This is a genomic window from uncultured Sphingorhabdus sp. (genome assembly GCF_937872355.1).
In the GTDB taxonomy this organism is placed as follows: domain Bacteria; phylum Pseudomonadota; class Alphaproteobacteria; order Sphingomonadales; family Sphingomonadaceae; genus Sphingorhabdus_B.
Genome location: NZ_CALMSV010000120.1, coordinates 1 through 2,749, shown reverse-complemented (window position 1 = coordinate 2,749; position 2,749 = coordinate 1). Strand labels below are relative to the sequence as shown.

The following is a 2,749-nucleotide window of genomic DNA, read 5'->3' as shown; positions in this document are numbered from 1 at the left end:
TGCCGTTCTTCGTAGTCCTGCGAAGCCCGGCGCAGTTCTTCGAGCTCTTCGTCGTCGAGTAGCTCATCGTCGTCCAGTTCGTCGTCCTCGTCGAGCTCGTCTTCAGGCGGCGGCAGCACGGGCGGCAAACCGGGCGGTAGCAGCGGTGGCCATCATGGCAGCAGTGGCGGCCATTCCAGCAATGGTGGATCGAGCGGCTCTTCGGGCAGCAGCGGTTCATCGGGCTCGTCAGGTAGCAGCGGGTCGTCCGGCTCGAGCGGTTCTTCCTCCTCGTCTTCTAGCAGTTCGTCGTCCTCCAGCTCTTCGAGCAGCTCGTCAGGCGGTTCGTCCAGCTTTGGCGGCAGCACCAGCACGGGATCGACGGGTTCGAGTGGATCGTCGTCGAGCAGCAGCTCTTCCAGCTCTTCGTCCAGCTCCAGTTCTTCGTCGTCTTCGTCATCGAGCGGCGGCAGCTCGAGCAGCACCGGTGGCACGGACGTTCCGGCCCCGCCGATGGTCCTGCTCTTTGGCGCAGCAGCCGCAGGCCTCTTCGCTCGCCGCCGCAATGCTAAGAAGAAGCTGTCGAAGGCAGCCTAATTTTCGTCACAGGGGAATGTTGAGGGGGGCGGCTTTCGGGCCGCCCTTTTCGTTTATGGTGCTTGCGCCCGCGCGCGCCGCTCGGCATAGGCCTTGGCCATGCACGACCTGAAATATATTCGCGAAAACCCCGCCGCCTTCGACGCCGCGCTTGCGCGCCGGGGATATCCTGCAATGTCGAAAAAAATCCTCGATTTTGATATCGAGCGGCGCCGCGCAATAACCGAACTGGAGCTGCTCAGAGGAGAGCGCAAACGACTGTCGGCTTTTTACGGACAGTTGGCGAGCCAAGGTCAAGGGCAGACCGAAGAAGCACTCGGCTTCAAGAGCCAGTCCATTGAGATTGCAAATAAAATTACAGCGATTGAGCAGCGCTCGCAGGATGAGGCTGAACTAACGGAGCTGCTCGCTTCAATCCCCAATCTGCCGTTCGATGAAGTGCCACAAGGCGCTGACGAGAACGATAATGTCGAAGTCAGTCGCTGGGGCACACCGCGCGCTTTTGATTTTGAGGCGAAGGACCATAGCGAGATCGGCCCACCGCTGGGTCTTGATTTCGAAACCGGTGTCGCGATTTCGGGTGCGCGTTTCACCTTTATGCGTGGGCAAATGGCGCGGCTGAACCGCGCGCTTGGCCAATATATGCTCGACCATCAGACGGGTACTAACGGCTATAGCGAATGTGCGACGCCTTATCTGGTGCGGACGGAATCCCTGTTCGGCACCGGCCAACTCCCCAAATTTGCCGAGGATAATTTCCAGACCACCGATGGCCGCTGGTTGATACCTACTGCCGAAGTGTCGTTGACCAACAGCGTGCGCGAGCAAATCCTCGACGAAGTCGCGCTGCCGATCCGCATGACCGCACTGACCCCTTGTTTCCGTTCGGAGGCCGGGGCTGCCGGCAAGGATACCAAGGGTCTGATCCGCCAACACCAATTTGAAAAGGTCGAGCTGGTCTCGATTACCCGCCCCGAAGACAGCGTTGCCGAGCATGAGCGGATGACCGCGGCGGCGGAAAGCGTGCTGCAGGCGCTAAGGCTTCCCTATCGCAAACTGATGTTGTGCACCGGCGACATGGGCTTTGGCGCCCGCAAAACCTACGATCTTGAGGTCTGGCTACCGGGGCAGGGGCTGTATCGCGAGATTTCGAGCTGCTCCAACTGCGGAGATTTCCAGGCGCGGCGGATGAATGCCCGCTATCGCCCGGCGGAGGGCAAAGGCACGGCGTTTGTCCATACGCTCAACGGATCGGGCCTCGCGGTCGGTCGTACGCTCGTTGCCGTTATCGAAAATTACCAGAATGCCGATGGAAGCGTGACGGTTCCGGATGTGTTGAAGCCCTATATGGGTGGAATTGAAGAGTTGGAGCCGATGAACTGATGCGCATCCTTCTCACCAATGACGACGGCGTGAACGCCCCGGGCCTAAAAGTCCTCGAAAAGATCGCGCGTGAGTTCAGCGACGATATCTGGATTGTCGCCCCTGCCGAGGAGAACTCCGGCGCAGGCCACTCGCTGACGCTGACACGACCGGTGCGGATACGCCAGCATGGCCATCAGCATTTCTCGGTTACCGGTACTCCTACCGATTCGGTGATGATGGCGCTGGGCGTGGTCATGAAGGATGCCAAACCCGATGTGATCCTTTCCGGCGTCAATCGCGGGGCCAATCTGGGCGATGACATCACCTATTCGGGCACAGTCTCTGCCGCGATGGAAGGGGCCCTGGCTGGCGTCCGGGCGATTGCGATGAGCCAGGTCTATGGCAAGGAAGGCATGGGCGATGCTGTGCCCTTTTCCGCTGCCGAGGCATGGGGTGCGAAGGTGCTTGCGCCGTTGCTTGAAACCCCGTTCGTTCCGCGCACGCTGACCAACATCAACTTTCCCGCGATCGCCCCCGATGCGGTCAAGGGTATCCATGTGGTGCGGCAGGGTTTCCACGATTACAGCCGTGGCTCAATCGTCAAGGGAACCGACCCGCGCGGTTACGACTATTATTGGTTCGGTCTGCACGGTGTCGAGCATACTTCGGGCCACGATACCGACCTTGAAGTCGTCGATGACGGTTTCATCTCGGTCACTCCGCTGCAACTCGATCTGACCCATCGTGAATCGCTGGAGGTGATGCGCGCCGCTTATTCCTGAACGGCGCTATTTCCAGAATTCGATTG

3 protein-coding genes are annotated in these 2,749 nt (G+C 59.9%); 2 read left to right on the top strand and 1 reads right to left on the bottom strand.

Annotated features, from left to right (window positions below):
- Positions 1–152: 152 nt before the first annotated feature.
- Entirely contained in the window at positions 153–473 is a 321-nt protein-coding gene (locus Q0239_RS07120; protein ID WP_298600449.1) for a hypothetical protein, read from the bottom strand.
- Positions 474–675: 202 nt separating this feature from the next.
- On the opposite strand from Q0239_RS07120, the gene serS reads away from it, so the two are divergent.
- A complete protein-coding gene (serS, locus tag Q0239_RS07115) occupies positions 676–1,959 on the top strand; it encodes a serine--tRNA ligase (RefSeq protein WP_298600448.1) in 1,284 nt (427 codons plus the stop codon).
- Positions 1,959–2,723 carry a 5'/3'-nucleotidase SurE gene (surE, locus tag Q0239_RS07110; RefSeq protein WP_298600445.1) on the top strand — a complete coding sequence of 255 codons (765 nt, stop codon included), beginning with the start codon at positions 1,959–1,961 and terminating at the stop codon, positions 2,721–2,723. Before serS ends, surE begins: the two co-directional genes overlap by 1 nt.
- Positions 2,724–2,749 lie beyond the last annotated feature (26 nt).

Bases quoted from the DNA above. Each gene is read 5' to 3' on its own strand.
- surE (WP_298600445.1), top strand. From the start codon at position 1,959: ATGCGCATCCTTCTCACCAATGACGACGGCGTGAACGCCCCGGGCCTA.
- serS (WP_298600448.1), top strand. From the start codon at position 676: ATGCACGACCTGAAATATATTCGCGAAAACCCCGCCGCCTTCGACGCC.